The following is a 15990-nucleotide window of genomic DNA, read 5'->3' on the forward strand; positions in this document are numbered from 1 at the left end:
AGTTTAAAAGATTGCCACGCTATGCTCGCAATGACAGTTCGTATATGTGTAAAGAATTTAATCATTAGTTAAGTTGATATAATTTTCAATAAGCTTTTGAATGTTTTCACCCTTTTCAATAGCCTTTACATAAAACTCTATTTGGTTTTTTAATTGATAATTCCTAGCAAATATTAATGTAGCCAGTTTATGGTCATTTTTTATTTTTTCTACATCTAGCGCTATTGGTTGTCTATTGTCGTTTTTATAATAGTCACTAAAAATAGGATGTTGATTACTGCCTTTTCTGTGATATATACTGTAATAATCAAAATAATATGGTTCTAAATTCTTTTTTATGAAGGTATTGGAAATTTCTTCGCGTTCTTTTACACGGTCTAATAGATTGTAATAATAGGTGATCTCACTCTGCAAATCTTTGGGCAAAATAGAGAACTCACCACTCTGATTTAATTTGTCATAAGCTGCGGTATTGTTGTGAAAATTACGTTCAAATACATTATCTAAGATATAACTGGTGGTTAACGAATCGAAAGGTTTTATGAGTTGAAATTGTTCGGATAGCTTTTGGCATGAGGCTAAACTGCTAGTGACATTAGTATTTGACGCGTTTAACAATATAAGATCGTCTGAAATGTTTTGGTATAATTGATTGAGTTGTATGTCAGCAGATGCTTTGGCTTTGGTCTGTTCATTCCAATTGTTGATTTGTAGTGCGATTAGAATCCCAATGACTACTAATAGAATTTCGCCTATGGCGTATTTAAAGTAGCGCCCTGTTTTGTTCTCACTCATAAGATTGTAGCGTATTTTTCGAAAGAATTTAATCATTTATATAAGTTCTTATGGTTTCCATTAAAGCTGAGTTATCCTTAGTGAGAACATTAATGAACACTCTTAATTCGTTCAATTTTATGGAAGACTCAAAGAGCAGTTGTTGAAAATCTTCATCTTTAGATAAAAGTTCTAAACTTTCTGAAGATATAATATCGGGAACTGTTTCAATATTTTCGCCTAAACTCATTTTGCTCTCAAACCAAGCAGAAAGATTGTGTCCTTTCCTTTTACGAAGAAATTCCCTGATCTTTAAAACAACGGCATCAAATTCAGAATTAGATTCGTCGGTGTCACTCATTTGCCTGTAGTAGTTTTGAACCCTTTCTCGTAAAGTCTTATCATTGAGTTTTGACGTAATATCGGGATTGTTTTCTCTTGCAATAGGATTATATCTAAGGTTACGTCGTATATAATTTGGCTCCTTAAGCGTAATGTTTTTTGCATCTTTTAAACCAATTTTATACAAATCTGTATGTAGCTGATTAATATCTTTAAGTCTATAGTTATTAAATTGAAAGAACGTAGAATCAGATTCTAAATCTTGTAAAAACTTAGTCAATACTACTCTTTCGTTAATTAGGCTTTTTCGATTTTCATTCCAGTTATTGATTTGAAGTGCTATGAGGATACCAATAACCACCAGGATAATTTCGCCAATGGCATATTTGAAATATTTACCTGTTTTGTTTTGTTCCATGAGGTTGTAGCGTATTTTACGGAAGAATTTAATCATCGCTTCTATGCTTTAGTTCGGATTTAATAAGGTCTGCAATATCCGAGACATTTTCTTCGAGCTTTCTAAATGTACTAAGTTGTCTATGGTAGTTATCACTCATCATATGCAACACGTTGAACATTTTTTTACTGTTCATAATCTGCTCAAAAGATTGTAGCATGAGAGTGTATGCGGTTGCTTTTTGTTCTGGTGTAAACTCCATAGTGTTGTATTCTGAGAACATAATATCAAAAGGTGCACTGTCCCTAATATCATAGAGATTTAATGTCTCATCAAACATTCTGGCATGTGATGCCTCAACGGTTTCATCCCAGCTGGCAATGGCTTTGTAGTCTCTATGTAGGTTGATTAATTTTATTTTAATGGAATCATTTTTAATGATATCTAAATTACCACTGCTAAGCATTTCTGTGTAGGTCTGTTGGTTTGGATTAATGTCTGACCACGTTGCTGCTGTCTTAAGTTTTGGTGCCAACTCATTGAAATTTAAGCGCTCTTCTTCGGGCTTATATTTAAGACTAATAACATCTTGTATAATTTGAACTTGATTTTTCCTTCTTTCATAGATAGAAGCCCAGAGGTTCTTATCTTCTTCTAAATCAATCAGAAGTCGTTTTAGGTAGCTTACTTCTATAGCTTTTTGCTTGCGTTCTTCGTTCCAATTATTAATGCTCAAAGCAATGAGGATACCAATGACGACGAGGATGATTTCGCCAATGGCATAGATAAGGTATTTACTGAATTTATTTTCAGAGAGTAGTTTTTGTCGGATATTTCTGAAGAATTTTATCATTGGATAGCGGTTTGTACTGTCGTTATTTATTCAATTCAGTATTAATTTTTTCAATCATTTCAGATGCTACATTTTTTTGATGTTTCATTCTTTCCAACATCGTCTTCATTTGTTTATTAGTGTTCCAGGCACCGTTTCTAAAATAAGTTGACTTAAGATATTCTCTAAATACTAATTCGTATTCCTTATTTATACTTTGGTTTGATTTGGTATTAGTTTTCTTTTCAAATTGAAGAAAATCGATTTTTTCATACAATCCGAGTAAATATTCAGGTTTGTTTGGGTTCATCCCATTTTCTTTATCCCATTCTAAATATTCTAACCATGTATTATACTCTTCTGTATAATATTCATTAATATCAATAAATATGTCATTAAAATTTTTACTTTCTACAAAGCCACTATTGGTCAGTTTTGAAAAAGTTGAATTATTTATTTGATAAATTCTTGCTGAATGAAATACCGTTTCGATAGCGATAACTTTAAAAAGTGAATCTATAGGTAATGTGTTCACTTTTTCGATATTTAATATATCATCCTGTACTATTAGTGATTTTTTAAATCTACTAATTCCAGCCTCGAAAGTAGTTGTGTCTGCAATTAAATCCTTTTTAATAGTATTTAAATAGGTTATTGAGAGATTATTTGTATTTCTACTTTCGTTCCAATTGTTTATTTGAAGGGCAATGAGAATACCAATAACCACAAGGATGATTTCGCCTATGGCGTATTTGAAATACTTGGATGTTTTGTTTTCCATTAGCAAATTTTTTCTGATATTTCTGAAGAATTTAATCATATTACTAATTGTCATTCCGCACTTGATGCGGAATCTGTCTTAAAAGTTTATAGATTGATATAGATTCCTGCTTTCGCAGGAATGACAAAACGTTTTGTTTTCACTCATAAAGTTATAGCGTATTTTACGGAAGAATTTAATCATTGGTTATTTTCTAATTCATTTGATATCATTTCCATCACAGCTCTAATTTGTTCAAGATTCCCTTTTGCAATTCTTGTATAGACGCTATTTTGGGCAATTAAATATTCTGTTTGTGTTTTAAATTCGTGGCTTTTGATAGATTCCCAAGAATTTAGGGTCTGATCAGATTCGCTCCAAAATTTTTTATTTTCCCAATCTACTTTTCCTACAACCCCATCTAAAACTTCACCGTTGTATATGAGTCTTTTGTAGAAATGGTTGTATAAGTTTAAAATGCCATATTTTAAGCTATCATTTTTAATGTTCTCTATTTTCCCTGCTGAAAGGGCCGAATCGTAAACGCCTGTTGTTGGAAAAAAAGTCCTATTACCATATTGCGCAATGGCATATACGGAATCAATCATTGCTTTATCATCTTTAGTGGCTGTTTTTATGAGTTCTAAAACGTTTCGGTTTGCGTTGCCTTTATTAATTTGCATATTGTAAACAGCGGTTAACTGCTCGTAGTCATTTTTCAGTTCATTTCTTAAATCTTTTAAGAATCTCTTTTCCCAGGTATTGGTCTTTTGTATTTCATTCCAGTTGTTGATTTGAAGCGCAATTAAGATTCCTATAACCACGAGGATGATTTCGCCGATGGCGTATTTAAAATAACGCGAGGTCTTTTTATTTTCCATAGATTTTAAGCGTATTTGACGGAAGAATTTAATCATTAGTGTAGTTTTAGTGTTGCAAGTTTTTAAGAAGAGAAATGATATCTTCCGTAGTCCCCAGAAGACCATCTAACCTTCTTTTTTTGTTTCTCACAAAGAGACTTGCTGTGTGAAATCCTGTCGCTACTAAAGGCTGGTCTAAAATGCGTTTGTACTCTTCGTAAGTGAGACCTGGTATGGGATTAGACCCTGCAAGCACATCTGGTTTTACGGTTTTTCTTATTTCCCATAATGAGCCGTTAAAATAGGCATGTGTTTTCTCTCCGTCTAGTTTTCTAAAGGCCTCATAGTAAATTTCGAACTCCGTGAATTTTTTATAAAGTTCTTTATTCTTTAGCAGGCTTAGTTTACCGCTCGAAGAGGCTTCATTTAATGTTGAAAGCGTTGGGATAAAGGGATAGGATCTAAAAAAAGAAATTGCTAAATTTCTTAGTGAATCTACCGAAACAGAAGGAACGTCTTGTTTTATCAAATGATTAAATATTTCTATATCCTCTAATGCCTTATTTATTACCGGCAATCGGTCATTTTTAATAGAAGTCTTGGTGTATTCAAAATCCTCTAGCAATGCAGTAATGAGTTGATGGCGTTCTATGCTTAGTTTTCGTTCTTCATTCCAATTGTTAATCTGAAGTGCTATTAGGATTCCTAAAACCACAAGGATAATTTCGCCGATGGCGTACTTAAAGTACCTGCCTGCCGGCAAGGCAGGTTTACCTGTTCTGTTCTCACTCATAAGGTTGTATCTAATTCGTCTAAAAAATTTTATCATTTTACTTGTCATTACGAGGATCCCGAAGCTTCGGGAGACGTGGTAATCCGTAGCTTTGTGACTCCAATTTGTAAGATTGCCACGCTATGCTCGCAATGACAGTCCGTATATGTGTAAAGAATTGAATCATATTTTATGCCCCGAGAAAGCGGGAATCTTATTGGTTTATCTATGCTTTCATTGTTTTTTGCATTTCCTCTCTAAAATTTCTTTGATAGTATCCACCTCTTTTTCTATCAACAGCAATATTTCACTTAGTCTTTGGGTAGCAGTTCCAAGAAAAAGTGCTATATCATATAATTTTGATTTGTAGTTGTCTGATATATACTTGGGTAAATCCGCCTTGACTTTAAGTACAATATCTTCAGGGAAGTTTTTGTTGTTGTCTTCGAAATAGGCTTGGTAAAACCCAGCTTCAAAATAAGTTTGCAGACTATGTATCTTACTATCTAAACTTTTTCTATTTGATAAAATAGCTTCTGAATGCCCATTGACATTTTTAAAATATAAATTAAGCGCATTGGTGATTGTCTTATCTTTAATAAGCTTTAAATTCCCACTCGATTTTATATCTGAATACGCTGCGTCATCAGGTTTAAATGTAGTACTTGATTGAAACGCTGGGAACCATTTTTTTGCAAATAGCACAGTTTCGGGCTTTTCTTTCTGTATTTCTCTTATAAGTTCAAAACTAGCCTCAAATCGCTTTTGGACTAAGATTTTAAGTTGTGTTATTTGCGCTTTGTCCTGTTCTATATTTTGTAATAACATACAATAGTACTCTTGTTCTTGGATATTGGCTTTATGCCTTTCATTCAAATTATTAATTTGTAGTGCAATGAGAATACCAATAACCACAAGTATGATTTCGCCTATGGCGTATTTAAAGTATTTACCTGTTCTGTTCTCACTCATAAGGTTGTATCTAATTCGTCTAAAAAACTTTATCATAGTTTTAATTAATGTTAGGAATACGTCCGCAAGCGGCTATCGTCACCAAAGGTCTACTAGACCTTTGATTTTGCAAAGGCAAAATTCTGTTGCGATAACGTATTTTGCGAAAGAATTTTAGCATAGATTTTAGTTTGAGCTTGTTTCTAGATAATCAAGAATTTTGTTTAATTGATTTAAAGTTTTTTTCTGATCTAAAACCCAAGTGTTGTGTAATATCCATTTTATTGATATTAAGTTTTTATATTCATCATCATCGTAAAGTGCTTTAAAATTTATGTCTTTAGATGTCTTTTTTCGAACTACTTGGTCAACTACTGAAAGGGCAAATTTCTTTCTAATTAAAAACTCGCTCGTATTCGAATTCCAAAAGTCATCAAGAAATGCCTCGTTAATGTTCATTTTTTTATAGAGTGAATTCAGTTCTCTTAAAAGTTGTAATAAATGTGTGTCTGATAGTGGTGTAGTTTCGTTATTCTCTAATACAGACAGAATTAAGGGTATTTCTGTATCGATATTGTTGTGTGACGCTAAGTATATTAGCTTAGGAGACTCTTTATCGGTTTCAGGTAATTGGTCGTCCAAATAAAGAGACATGTCATTTAAAATTTTGCTGTTTTGTTTTAAGCTGGTGCTTAGATTTATTTTGGACGCTTTTACCTCGTCAACAATTGAGGTAATAAGATTTTTTTCATTCTTAAGCTTTACACGTTTTTCGTTCCAATTATTAACCTGTAGCGCTATTAAAATGCCAATTACCACAAGGATGATTTCGCCAATGGCGTATTTAAAGTACCTGCCTGCCGGCAAGGAAGGCTTGGATGTTTTGTTTTCCATAATCAGATTTTGACGAATTTTTCGGAAGAATTTAATCATTGTATTTTCCTAAATAGGATTTAAGTTTTATTATTAATTCTTCATTCGCTTCTAAAAAGTTGGTTAAATTCTTAATTCCATCAGAATTTTTACTATTTATAAATTTAACAAGCCCAATACCAGTATCACTATCACACAAGAAACTATAATCAATTACTGATTTTGCTTTGTAAGTATTTGGTATTATTTGATGATATCTTATCCGGAATTTAGCAAAATCATTTTCAATTCTACTATTATGATTTTCAAGAGACGTAGCTACATATTTATGTTTAGAAATATAATTGCGAAGACTCTGTTTTAAAATGTTATTGTCTAATTCAACAGATGCTTCTGGATTATTTGTTATTAGATTAGATTGATAAATTAATTGAATAAACGGTTGGTGAAATAATGAAGAATCTAGCTCCTTCCTAATCTCATCCTCACTTATTTCGTTATTGCAAAATTGAAAAAGTTCGTTATAGAATCTTTTTTGACCTTTTAGTGATTTCACTCTATCATTAAAAAATTGAGAGTCTGTTTTTGCATCTTCTAGTAATTGTTGCACTAAAATAATTTCATTCTTTTTTGCAATTCTTGCTTCATTCCAATTGTTAATCTGTAATGCTATCAAAATACCAATAACCACAAGGATGATCTCACCAATTGCGTATTTAAAGTATTTGCCTGTTTTGCCTTTTTCCATTAGGTTGTATCTATTTCGTCTAAAAAACTTAATCATAGTTTTATGTTCTATTTTTCAATTTGTATCCTTATCAAAGGTCTGCAAGACCTTTTATTTCGGATAGTCTGAAGAATTTAATCATTACTATTTTTACATTTAGTATCGAGTACTTCAATCATGGCTACTATTTCTTTTTCAAGTCGCATTAATAGTTGTCTGCTTCTTGAATTAATACCTAAGTAAAATATAGCATCATTCAACATATTTTTTCTGATTTCTTTACTGAAGTTAATATTAGATTTGAGTGATTCATAGTTGACTTTTGTAGTATCTATTGTATTAAAATCCTCGATTAATTTTATCCATCCAGAACTTAATAAATCTTCACTTTCAAAAAAGCGTTTGTCTGTAATTGCCAAACCACTACTTTCTATTACAGTACTTGTATTTGCTAATGTTTTATAATACGCTGCTAATTGATTTTTTATTGATAAATCCTTAATAATATTTAAGTTTCCACTTGATTTAATATCCTCAAAGGCATCAGTTGTAGCTTTGGTATCTCTAATAGAATATTTTATGGACTTTATAACAAGTGGTGCAATGCTATCTAAAGGCATTAAGTCATCTAATAGTCTTTGGATTAGAGTGTTATTTACGTCTATCCTTTCCTCTAATAACGCTACATAATCGTTATAGTTTACTAAATCTTGATTAACATCTTCTAGTAATCTGCAGTAGTATTGCTGTTCTAACTTTTGGTCTTTTTTATTCTGATTCCAATCGTTAATCTGCAATGCAATTAAAATCCCAATAACCACAAGGATAATTTCGCCAATGGCGTATTTAAAATAGCGGCCTGTTTTATTTTCACTCATAAGGTTGTAGCGTGTTTTTCTAAAAAATTTAATCATATTCTGTCATTCCTGCGTAGGCAGGAATCTATTTTAAAGTAAGTATTTTGGTGTGGATTCCTGCCTACGCAGGAATAACAAACGTTTTGTTTTTGCTCATAAGGTTATATCTTATTCTTCGAAAGAATTTAATTATTTTTACTTGTCATTTCTAGGATCCCGAAGCTTCGGGAGACGTGGTAATCCCCAGCTTTGTGACTCTAATTTGTAAGATTGACACGCTATGCTCGCGATGACAGTCCGTATATGTCTAAAGAATTTCATCATAACTAATCATCTGTCTCTTTCTTTTTGTCTTTTTTCACCTTTATGTAGCCAGTTACTAAGCGCACACCTAATCTTGCGAAAAGGATAATGGCTATGACCATGACAATGTCAAATCCGTTCATGTGTTATTTGGGTTTTTAGGGTTCAGTTTGTTTGTTAAGATTTTCTTTAAGGTCTTCTAAAAGGTTTAAAAACAGTTCTAATCTCTTTTTTACATTACTGGTGGATTCTAACTTTAAGGTCGTGATATTCCACAGTTCCATGGAATTGAACATGGCATTAAAATCTGTTTTTGGTCCGCCTTCCACTAAATATTTGCGATAGTACTTCATAGCATTGTTACTGTAATTGATGTGCTTAGCAAAAAAGGGTTCAATTAAGGTGTTGTATTGTGTTTCTACATAATCATCATTTCCTTCTATATTTAAAAGCTCTAGCTTTACATCTTGAAAGTTTTGTTTTAAATTTTGATCCTTAATCTTTGTCACTAAGCCTTTTTGAAGAAACTCATCAAAAATCACAAATGAAAAATCATTATACCAAGCTGTGGCTACAGCGCCAATATTTTCCTTGAGTTCTGGGATATCATCCTCGTTTTTTGAGTTTAGAATTTGTAGTGTCCGTCTTTGTTGTTCAATAAGTGTATCTTCTAAAGCTATAAAGCGCTGGGCTTTTGCAATATTTTGATTTACTTCTCCATGGAGTTTGGTGTAGTAACTATTTAATAGTTGGGCTTGTTTACGCTCATCGTTCCAGTTACTTACTTGAAGTGCTATTAAAATTCCTATAACTACAAGTATGATTTCGCCTATGGCGTATTTAAAGTAGCGGGATGTTTTTCCTGTTTCCATGAGCTTGTATCTAATTTTTCGAAAAAACTTTATCATAATTGTATAATATCTGTCCTGCTCTGTATTTGAATAAAAGGTTTACTAAAACTTTTATTCAAATAGTAAAGAATTTAATCATTTCAAGATTTGTTTAATACCACTTTTAATTCTTCAGTAATCTCATTAAGAGTTGCAATTGATAGTTTTAAAGAGGCAACATAATTGGCATACCTAGTATTGTAGTTGTTAATTACGTGATACCTGTATTCTTTACTGTTAAGAAAATAGTCTTGTAATCCTTCACTGCTATTATTTTGCATAATAGTTTTACTCATATATTCTGGATACCAATCATACTTTTCCCTGAACAGCCTCATTAATTCTTCGGCTTCTTGATTAATGCTCTTTTCTATATTGTCAATAAGTATGTGTTTCATTTGGTCGTAGGTTTCAATAATTTTATGAGACAAAGGATCATTAGTATTCAATGCTCTTAATTGATTTACACCTGTTGTGTTCAAGGTTGTCGCCACGGGATTATTTACTACTATTCTTGATAAGCCGACATCAAATAAATCTGGTGTGATGGAATCATTGATCACCCGTTTAAAAATATATTCCATACTATCGTGAAGTTTTACGGTTGCAGTCAACTCTTGTATGTCATTATTGATATCTGTTAAGGTATGCTCATATACAGATAGTAGTTGCTTTTTTTGGATTCTGTTTTCATTCCAGTTGTTAATCTGTAATGCTATAAGAATACCAATAACTACAAGGATTATTTCGCCGATGGCGTATTTAAAGTAACGTCCTGTTTTACCTGTTTCCATAAGGTTATATCTAATTTTTCGAAAAAACTTAATCATAATTGTATAAAATCTGTCCTGCTCTGTATTTTATCTCCCGAAGCTTCGGGAGGTTTACTAAACCATTTATTCAAATAGTAAAGAATTTAATCATAGCTAGCTAATGATTCATTGATTATATGGCTTAACTTTTTAGCTTCATCAACAATTTGAATCATCTTCCCTTTGTTATTATTTTGACAGTTTTTTATCACAGATATGCCCAATTCAAAATTCTTATATTCGATAGATTTTGGATTAAAATAAAATGGATAATCAGTCAGAAGAAAGTTGCGTGGATCTTGATTGTATTTCATAAAAAGGAAGTTAAAACCATCTTCAAATTTAACTGCTCCACGATTTATGTCATCAATATTAAATTCTTGATATCTTGTCTCGCGTTCACAAAATTTATAAAAATTTTGGATGGCTTTTATCAACTCATCTGAGCCTAAATTATATAGGCGACCAGTATTTAAAAGTTCTTTGTACGTATTGTCATAGATATTTATGAGCGTATTTCCCTGAATAGGTCTTAATTGAGCCAAATACTCTAAATGCTCTTCTTTTAATCCGCTTTGAGTTAGCTTTAAAATAGTATCGCAAGCATTGATGGCCTTTGTTAAACTCTGGTAGTTAAAATCGTTATCGGTATCATAGGTATAGACGATACTGTTTAACCGCGATTCTATATTTTCCAAGTCAATCAACATTTTTTTGAGAAATAATTGATTGGTGCGTTTGACTTGTGAATTTTGATTCCAATTGTTGATTTGAAGTGCAATCAATATTCCGATAACGACGAGGATGATTTCACCAATGGCGTATTTAAGGTAACGCGAGGTCTTTTTGTTTTCCATAGATTTTAAGCGTATTTGGCGGAAAAATTTAATCATTGATTCTCTGTTTTATTTCGGAGCGGATAAGGTCAACTAGCTCTGAGGCGTCTTCTTTGAGCTGTTTAAACTCACCAAGTTGCCTATGGTAATTGTCGCTCATCATATGTAAAATATTGAACATTACCTTACTATCCATAATCTGATTAAAGGATTGTTGCATTGAAAAATAGGCACTGGCTTTTTGCTCTGGGGTGAACTTCATGTTGTTATAATTAGAAAACAAATCGTCAAAAGGTGCACTATCCCTAATATCATAGAGACTCAATGTTTCATCGAATATTCTGGAGTGCGATGCCTCAACCGTTTCGTCCCAATTGGCTATACTTTTATAGTCGGTATTTAGGTTTATTAATTTTGTTTTAATAGAATCATTTTCTATGATGTCTAAGTTGCCACTGCTCAGCATTTCTGTAAAGGTCTGTTGGTTTGGGTTTATGTCGTGCCAAGTGCAAGCCATTTTAAGTTTTGCTCCCAAAATTTCTAAATTTAAACGCTCATCATTTGGCTCATACTTAAGACCAATGACCTCGTGTATGATTTCAACTTGTCTTTTTCTTCTATCATGAGTGGATATCCAGAGTTTCTCGTCATTTTCTAGATCGACCAGTAACCGTTTTAAATAACTGATTTCAACAGCTTTTTGTTTGCGGGCTTCATTCCAATTATTGATTTGAAGCGCGATTAAAATACCTATAACGACGAGAATGATTTCGCCGATGGCGTATTTAAAATAACGGCCGGTTTTATTTTTTTCCATAGATTTTAAGCGTATTTGGCGGAAGAATTTATTCATTGTTTGCTGTTAGTTTCACCCCCAGCCCCTAAAGGGGTGTTTGGCATTAGCTCAAAATTGATGACTTCAGCTACACGGCGCATGTTGTTGTTGATGTCATCATTTGTAAATCGTATTTCCTTAATACCACAGTCGTTGATAAATTGGGTGCGTTCCAGATCTTTTACTATTTGCTCTTGCTTTAAATGATAGTCTCCATCTATTTCTATGGAAAGTCTTATGTGATGGCAGTAAAAGTCTAGGATGTAAAGCCCACAAGGATGTTGTCTTCTAAACTTATATCCATAAGGTTTTGTTTTGAGATAATCCCACAATAACGACTCCTCAGCTGTCATTTTACCTCTCAGAATTCTAGCGTTTTTAAAGATTTTTGGAGGTGCGCCAAAATGCATTCCTATGTAGCTAGGACTTTTCATATTTTTATTTTCAAGAGATTATCAATCGCCCCTTTAGGGGTTGGGGGTAAAATCCCAATTACCACAAGAAGGATTTCGCCGATGGCGTATTTAAAATAACGGCCGGTTTTATTTTGACCCATAAGTTTAAATCTTGTATTTCTGAATAACTTTATCATGGTTTGTTATGGCTTGGATAAATTCCAAACCTTAGTAAATGGATACTTTTTCTCGTTAAAAAACCTCAACATTACCCAATCTGCCCATCCTCATTAATATCGGTGCCAGAGCGTTCTTCTAATACTTTAAGGGTTTTAAGAAGTAAGGCTTTTGTTTTTTCTAAGTCAGTTTCAAGAAGTGTAATGCGCTCTTCTAAAGATTCGGCTTTGCCTTTTTGTTCTTCGAGTTCGCTTTGCTGTATGAGGTCCCAGAATAGTCCCATGATGGTTGGTTTTTTAGAAGTAGGGGTACTGAGGTAGAGCTTGGGTATGTCTATAAGTATTTAAATATAGTAATATGTTACAAAATAGGTATCCGTAAACTATTAACAATCAATACTAAAGTGTTCATTACTCTTGTTTTTTTGAGTCTTCTGCTTTTTGGTCCTTGAGATATCGGAAAATAAGTTTTACAATGACTCGGAGAATAAGTGCGCCTGCAACGAGATAAATAATGGTTTGTGTGTCCATGGTTTATTGAGGTTTTGGTTTTTTAGTCTAAAGGATTTTTCTAATGTATAGGAAACATATATCCCAATAACAACGGGAGCATTATAAATCTTAAAATGATAAAGATAAAAATGGCTAAAACAAGTTTTAGAAAACGCAGAATGGGATGATTCTGCTTAAAAAAGCGCATGCCAGCCCAGAGGTAATAAGCTACAATAATATGCATTACTGTTTTTGCATTTATATGAATATCAAAAACTAGATTCGCCGGTGTTACAGTAAGTATGGCTATAAAGATGGAATTAGACACAAAATAAAAACTAGCCACTAAAAGTTCTGTATAGCTATAGCGAAGTGCCCTGAACAGCAGATAAAAACCAACTGGGAACATAAGCGCTTCTATGGCATTACTTAGCAGTCCGTAATCTAAGGCCAGGGCCAATTGCCAATAATGCATGCTCTCAATTAATTGTTCCGATAAAAACGAAAAGGAAGGGGGTTTCTCGCTTTTTAACAGCTCATCCGAAACGGATAAATAGTTTATTAACCCCTGTATGGCCAAAGCAATGACCAGATAGCGCGTTGGGTTGGTGTAGCGTTTTCTTCGTCCCTTAATATAATCCCCTACCACTACCTCCGGACGGACCATAAGTTGCCAAAATGTAAAAAAGAAACCACGGTGGAGGTTGAACGTGTTATCCAGAAAATCAGCGATAATGTCTTTAAATTTTAACCGCTTATTGGCATAAAGGCCTTGCCCACAAAAGTTACAAAAGTCTCCGTTGAAATTGTTGTTGCAGTTATGACAGGTGTTTTTAGTCATGGCCTAACAGTTTAATTTCATCATCTATTAGTGCGATGAGTTGTTGCCCTATAGAATCTATGCGTTTTAATCTAAAAACGATGCCTTGGCGCAATATCAAAGTTCTGTTTAGTTTTAATTGTAACGGATAGTCATTTTTTAGGGTTTCTGCATCTAAGACCTCCCATTTTTTTGGCGGATACTTTAAATCATCATACCAGGCCGAATCACTTTTAATCGTTTTATCAACAGGTTTAAAATGTTTTTCTAAGTACGGCCACAGCTTATTTGTAAAATTTGTAGAACCCTGGGAAATGCGGCCTAAATCAATAGCATCTTTTATTTCAATTTGATAAAAATCTGTAACACCTAATCTAATACTATCGTTAGAAATTATATCTAGCCCTATGGATTTAACAGACTCCAAGGCACTTGTTTTTGCATACAACTGATAATGTTCAATGCTTCTCTGAAAATGGTGCGTTAAAGAATCGTGATACTCTATTTTATTAAAGAAAAAATCTTGTAAATGACGAATACTGTTGATGTCTTTCTCGTAAAGTTCGGTGTCAAATCTTGCATCTTTGAGGGTTTCAGAAATATCACTCTTTAATTCTTTAAGGTGTTTAATCTCTAGGGCAGTTCTCTTGGTGTTTTCGTTCCAATTGTTAATTTGTAGCGCAATGAGAATACCGATGACCACGAGGATGATTTCTCCGATGGCGTATTTGAGGTACTTAGAGGTTTTGCCTGTTTTCATAAGATTGTATCGTATTTCTCTTAAAAACCTAATCATCGTTTATTTCTTTTTCTATAGCGTCTAATAATTCTTTCCCTAAGCTTAAATAGTTGTTCCATGATTTGCGTTGTTCACTTTGACTAGCTAATTTTAAGGTTATTAGCCTCATAAATTCAGGATCTTTACCTAACGCTCCTATGTCTAATTCTGGAAGTCGAGACTCTGACCCAAAAAGATTCATGATGTCCTTTGTTGTCATAAACTTTTCAAAAAATATGGGCAGTGCTTTATTACTTTGCTCTATGTTAAGTTTATCATTTAAAGGCTGCTTTGTTGTTCTGTAATAATTAAAAATGGCTTGTCTTAGTGAATCATTTGGAACGTATTTTAGGCTCCCTACCGAAACGGCCTCATCAAACGTACCGCTATTGACTTCGAAAACATTGTCAAATGAAATATTGCGTATACATAAATTGATAAATTTTTGCTTATCATGCCCTGACTCTGGAGCCACTAAATCGATAATGGCAATAAGGTTGGAATCTCTTTTAATGGTTTTATCGTAGATGTCCCTTAATTGAATGGTGTCGTTGATGACATCTTTTCTGAGGTCTTTTAGCATGCGTTGGGCTTCACTGTCCTGTTTGGATTTTTCATTCCAATTGTTGATTTGCAGTGCAATTAAAATCCCTATAACCACGAGGATAATTTCTCCGATGGCGTATTTAAGGTAACGCGAGGTTTTATTTTTTTCCATGAGGTTGTAGCGTATTTGTCTGAAGAATTTAATCATTAGATCTCAAATTAATTTCGTTTATAATAACCGTACCTGTTTCCTCAAGCTCATCATAGAGTTTTATTAAATAGTTAGCGCCTCTATTTCTAGAATTAGAGGCAAAGAAGCTCGGATGACTCAAATTAGCGTTAAGCCTTTCTACTTCTTCATGGTTTAGTTGGCTAAGGGTGATTTTTCTTCTAAGGATATTTAATTCTTGCATTACATTGTTTTTGTACAGATCGTAGACCATTTCTTTCATAAGGTCGTTCAATTCTCCTTCTTCATCATTTATGTCTGACACAAGGCTGTAGTATTTAAACAGTTCGGTTTCTATTTTACTGTCTTGAATTCTGGGGAGGAACCCCGAATTTTTTAAGGACTCAAACCCACTTAAATTTGATTTGAATTTTTCTTTAAAAAGTGGTGAATATTTTAAGTATTTAGAAAAATAAACGCGTGCATCTTCTAGATCTACAGGGGCTGTATCCATCATTTCTATAAAAAACCTAGAACCAATTATTGAGCTATCCCTAAAAGATTTTATTCTTTTTAAGTTGATTTTATCGGTCTTAATATTCTCAGCAATATTGTGCAAATAACCGTTGAGCACTTTGAGCTCTTGTTTGTTTGAATTCCAATTATTGATTTGAAGAGCAATAAGAATCCCTATAACCACAAGGATGATTTCACCAATGGCATAAAGCAGGTACTTTTTTGTTCTGTTTTGATGAATCATATTTTGGCGTATTTGGCGGAAGAATTTAATCAT

General features: G+C 33.0%; 20 protein-coding genes. All 20 read right to left on the bottom strand.

Annotated features, from left to right (window positions below; translation table 11 throughout):
• Nucleotides 1-57: 57 nt before the first annotated feature.
• The gene (locus ACFOSX_RS08085; protein ID WP_386098997.1) at nucleotides 58-831 is read right to left on the bottom strand and encodes a DUF6090 family protein; all 774 of its coding nucleotides are present in this window, start codon (nucleotides 829-831) and stop codon (nucleotides 58-60) included.
• A complete protein-coding gene (locus ACFOSX_RS08090; RefSeq protein ID WP_386099000.1) occupies nucleotides 824-1570 on the bottom strand; it encodes a DUF6090 family protein in 747 nt (248 codons plus the stop codon). Before ACFOSX_RS08090 ends, ACFOSX_RS08085 begins: the two co-directional genes overlap by 8 nt.
• Entirely contained in the window at nucleotides 1563-2366 is an 804-nt protein-coding gene (locus ACFOSX_RS08095) for a DUF6090 family protein (RefSeq protein WP_386099003.1), read from the bottom strand. Before ACFOSX_RS08095 ends, ACFOSX_RS08090 begins: the two co-directional genes overlap by 8 nt.
• Before the next feature lie 22 nt (nucleotides 2367-2388).
• A complete protein-coding gene (locus ACFOSX_RS08100) occupies nucleotides 2389-3126 on the bottom strand; it encodes a DUF6090 family protein (protein ID WP_386099006.1) in 738 nt (245 codons plus the stop codon).
• A gap of 179 nt (nucleotides 3127-3305) precedes the next feature.
• A complete protein-coding gene (locus tag ACFOSX_RS08105; RefSeq protein WP_386099009.1) occupies nucleotides 3306-4022 on the bottom strand; it encodes a DUF6090 family protein in 717 nt (238 codons plus the stop codon).
• A gap of 10 nt (nucleotides 4023-4032) precedes the next feature.
• Nucleotides 4033-4794: a DUF6090 family protein gene (locus tag ACFOSX_RS08110; protein ID WP_386099012.1), complete on the bottom strand. Its 762-nt coding sequence runs from the start codon at nucleotides 4792-4794 to the stop codon at nucleotides 4033-4035.
• A 177-nt stretch (nucleotides 4795-4971) separates the two neighbouring features.
• Nucleotides 4972-5709 (bottom strand): DUF6090 family protein, encoded by a 738-nt coding sequence (locus ACFOSX_RS08115; RefSeq protein WP_386099015.1) that lies wholly within the window; start codon nucleotides 5707-5709, stop codon nucleotides 4972-4974.
• Between the two features lie 165 nt (nucleotides 5710-5874).
• A complete protein-coding gene (locus tag ACFOSX_RS08120) occupies nucleotides 5875-6582 on the bottom strand; it encodes a hypothetical protein (protein ID WP_386099018.1) in 708 nt (235 codons plus the stop codon).
• Between the two features lie 31 nt (nucleotides 6583-6613).
• Nucleotides 6614-7309, bottom strand: coding sequence for a DUF6090 family protein (locus ACFOSX_RS08125; RefSeq protein ID WP_386099021.1), 696 nt, complete (start codon nucleotides 7307-7309; stop codon nucleotides 6614-6616).
• A gap of 113 nt (nucleotides 7310-7422) precedes the next feature.
• On the bottom strand, nucleotides 7423-8166 hold the full coding sequence (locus ACFOSX_RS08130) for a DUF6090 family protein (RefSeq protein WP_386099024.1): 744 nt from the start codon (nucleotides 8164-8166) through the stop codon (nucleotides 7423-7425).
• Nucleotides 8167-8606: 440 nt separating this feature from the next.
• A complete protein-coding gene (locus tag ACFOSX_RS08135) occupies nucleotides 8607-9320 on the bottom strand; it encodes a hypothetical protein (RefSeq protein WP_386099027.1) in 714 nt (237 codons plus the stop codon).
• Between the two features lie 119 nt (nucleotides 9321-9439).
• Nucleotides 9440-10168 (bottom strand): DUF6090 family protein, encoded by a 729-nt coding sequence (locus ACFOSX_RS08140; protein ID WP_386099030.1) that lies wholly within the window; start codon nucleotides 10166-10168, stop codon nucleotides 9440-9442.
• Between the two features lie 86 nt (nucleotides 10169-10254).
• Nucleotides 10255-11043, bottom strand: a complete 789-nt coding sequence (locus tag ACFOSX_RS08145) for a hypothetical protein (protein ID WP_386099032.1) — start codon at nucleotides 11041-11043, stop codon at nucleotides 10255-10257.
• Nucleotides 11036-11839, bottom strand: coding sequence for a DUF6090 family protein (locus ACFOSX_RS08150; RefSeq protein WP_386099035.1), 804 nt, complete (start codon nucleotides 11837-11839; stop codon nucleotides 11036-11038). The genes ACFOSX_RS08145 and ACFOSX_RS08150 overlap by 8 nt, the downstream gene beginning before the upstream one ends.
• On the bottom strand, nucleotides 11836-12255 hold the full coding sequence (locus ACFOSX_RS08155; protein WP_386099037.1) for an endonuclease domain-containing protein: 420 nt from the start codon (nucleotides 12253-12255) through the stop codon (nucleotides 11836-11838). The genes ACFOSX_RS08150 and ACFOSX_RS08155 overlap by 4 nt, the downstream gene beginning before the upstream one ends.
• A gap of 229 nt (nucleotides 12256-12484) precedes the next feature.
• A complete protein-coding gene (locus ACFOSX_RS08160) occupies nucleotides 12485-12676 on the bottom strand; it encodes a hypothetical protein (RefSeq protein WP_386099040.1) in 192 nt (63 codons plus the stop codon).
• 287 nt (nucleotides 12677-12963) lie between these two features.
• Nucleotides 12964-13725 carry a DUF3667 domain-containing protein gene (locus tag ACFOSX_RS08165; RefSeq protein ID WP_386099043.1) on the bottom strand — a complete coding sequence of 254 codons (762 nt, stop codon included), beginning with the start codon at nucleotides 13723-13725 and terminating at the stop codon, nucleotides 12964-12966.
• Complete coding sequence (locus tag ACFOSX_RS08170) at nucleotides 13718-14464, bottom strand: DUF6090 family protein (protein ID WP_386099046.1); 747 nt, start codon at nucleotides 14462-14464, stop codon at nucleotides 13718-13720. The genes ACFOSX_RS08165 and ACFOSX_RS08170 overlap by 8 nt, the downstream gene beginning before the upstream one ends.
• A gap of 28 nt (nucleotides 14465-14492) precedes the next feature.
• Nucleotides 14493-15236, bottom strand: a complete 744-nt coding sequence (locus ACFOSX_RS08175; RefSeq protein WP_386099049.1) for a DUF6090 family protein — start codon at nucleotides 15234-15236, stop codon at nucleotides 14493-14495.
• On the bottom strand, nucleotides 15229-15990 hold the full coding sequence (locus ACFOSX_RS08180; protein WP_386099052.1) for a DUF6090 family protein: 762 nt from the start codon (nucleotides 15988-15990) through the stop codon (nucleotides 15229-15231). Before ACFOSX_RS08180 ends, ACFOSX_RS08175 begins: the two co-directional genes overlap by 8 nt.

It is taken from the genome of Winogradskyella maritima (assembly GCF_042650215.1).
Lineage (GTDB): Bacteria > Bacteroidota > Bacteroidia > Flavobacteriales > Flavobacteriaceae > Winogradskyella > Winogradskyella maritima.

Coding starts and splice junctions, on each gene's coding strand:
- ACFOSX_RS08130 (WP_386099024.1), bottom strand. CDS start 8,166: ATGAGTGAAAATAAAACAGGCCGCTATTTTAAATACGCCATTGGCGAA.
- ACFOSX_RS08145 (WP_386099032.1), bottom strand. CDS start 11,043: ATGATTAAATTTTTCCGCCAAATACGCTTAAAATCTATGGAAAACAAA.
- ACFOSX_RS08090 (WP_386099000.1), bottom strand. CDS start 1,570: ATGATTAAATTCTTCCGTAAAATACGCTACAACCTCATGGAACAAAAC.
- ACFOSX_RS08135 (WP_386099027.1), bottom strand. CDS start 9,320: ATGGAAACAGGAAAAACATCCCGCTACTTTAAATACGCCATAGGCGAA.
- ACFOSX_RS08140 (WP_386099030.1), bottom strand. CDS start 10,168: ATGATTAAGTTTTTTCGAAAAATTAGATATAACCTTATGGAAACAGGT.
- ACFOSX_RS08105 (WP_386099009.1), bottom strand. CDS start 4,022: ATGATTAAATTCTTCCGTCAAATACGCTTAAAATCTATGGAAAATAAA.
- ACFOSX_RS08085 (WP_386098997.1), bottom strand. CDS start 831: ATGATTAAATTCTTTCGAAAAATACGCTACAATCTTATGAGTGAGAAC.
- ACFOSX_RS08110 (WP_386099012.1), bottom strand. CDS start 4,794: ATGATAAAATTTTTTAGACGAATTAGATACAACCTTATGAGTGAGAAC.
- ACFOSX_RS08100 (WP_386099006.1), bottom strand. CDS start 3,126: ATGGAAAACAAAACATCCAAGTATTTCAAATACGCCATAGGCGAAATC.
- ACFOSX_RS08120 (WP_386099018.1), bottom strand. CDS start 6,582: ATGGAAAACAAAACATCCAAGCCTTCCTTGCCGGCAGGCAGGTACTTT.
- ACFOSX_RS08180 (WP_386099052.1), bottom strand. CDS start 15,990: ATGATTAAATTCTTCCGCCAAATACGCCAAAATATGATTCATCAAAAC.
- ACFOSX_RS08125 (WP_386099021.1), bottom strand. CDS start 7,309: ATGGAAAAAGGCAAAACAGGCAAATACTTTAAATACGCAATTGGTGAG.
- ACFOSX_RS08160 (WP_386099040.1), bottom strand. CDS start 12,676: ATGGGACTATTCTGGGACCTCATACAGCAAAGCGAACTCGAAGAACAA.
- ACFOSX_RS08115 (WP_386099015.1), bottom strand. CDS start 5,709: ATGAGTGAGAACAGAACAGGTAAATACTTTAAATACGCCATAGGCGAA.
- ACFOSX_RS08155 (WP_386099037.1), bottom strand. CDS start 12,255: ATGAAAAGTCCTAGCTACATAGGAATGCATTTTGGCGCACCTCCAAAA.
- ACFOSX_RS08095 (WP_386099003.1), bottom strand. CDS start 2,366: ATGATAAAATTCTTCAGAAATATCCGACAAAAACTACTCTCTGAAAAT.
- ACFOSX_RS08170 (WP_386099046.1), bottom strand. CDS start 14,464: ATGAAAACAGGCAAAACCTCTAAGTACCTCAAATACGCCATCGGAGAA.
- ACFOSX_RS08175 (WP_386099049.1), bottom strand. CDS start 15,236: ATGATTAAATTCTTCAGACAAATACGCTACAACCTCATGGAAAAAAAT.
- ACFOSX_RS08165 (WP_386099043.1), bottom strand. CDS start 13,725: ATGACTAAAAACACCTGTCATAACTGCAACAACAATTTCAACGGAGAC.
- ACFOSX_RS08150 (WP_386099035.1), bottom strand. CDS start 11,839: ATGAATAAATTCTTCCGCCAAATACGCTTAAAATCTATGGAAAAAAAT.